The 467-nt window shown below is 68.1% G+C and carries 1 other RNA gene; it reads left to right on the forward strand.

Annotated features, from left to right (window positions below):
• Positions 1 to 34: 34 nt before the first annotated feature.
• Positions 35 to 384, forward strand: a transfer-messenger RNA (tmRNA) gene (gene ssrA, locus BVI061214_RS12220).
• Positions 385 to 467: the final 83 nt, after the last annotated feature.

Consider the following 467-nt stretch of genomic DNA (forward strand, 5'->3'; position numbering starts at 1 on the left):
TATCATGGTACTTGCCCTAGAGGGTCCTAGTCCCGGGGGTGAACGGTCTCGACGGGGGTCGCCGAAGGCAGGGTTGCGCGCCGAGGTGCGGGTGGCCTCGTAAAAACCCGCAAAGCCACAAAGGCCAACAAGCCTGCTTACCGTCTCGCGGCTTAATGACCGCGACCTCGCCCGGTAGCCCTGCCGGGGGCTCACCGGATGCGGGGACACAAACCCGGCTAGCCTGGGGCCACGCCCCCTAACCCCAGGCGAAGCGCAAGGGGGCTCGCCTCTGGCCGCCCGCCCCTAGGCCAAGCCAGGGGGACACCTGAAGGTGGGGCTACGCGCGTAGAGGCCCGCCGTAGGGACCTTCGGACGGGGGTTCAACTCCCCCCACCTCCACCAAAAAGGCGCCTTCGGGCGCCTTTCCGCTTTGGGGCCCCGAGCCCACATAAACCGCGTTGTGAGCCGTTGTGAGCCTGGCCCGG

The organism is Thermus aquaticus (genome assembly GCF_001280255.1).
GTDB lineage: Bacteria > Deinococcota > Deinococci > Deinococcales > Thermaceae > Thermus > Thermus aquaticus.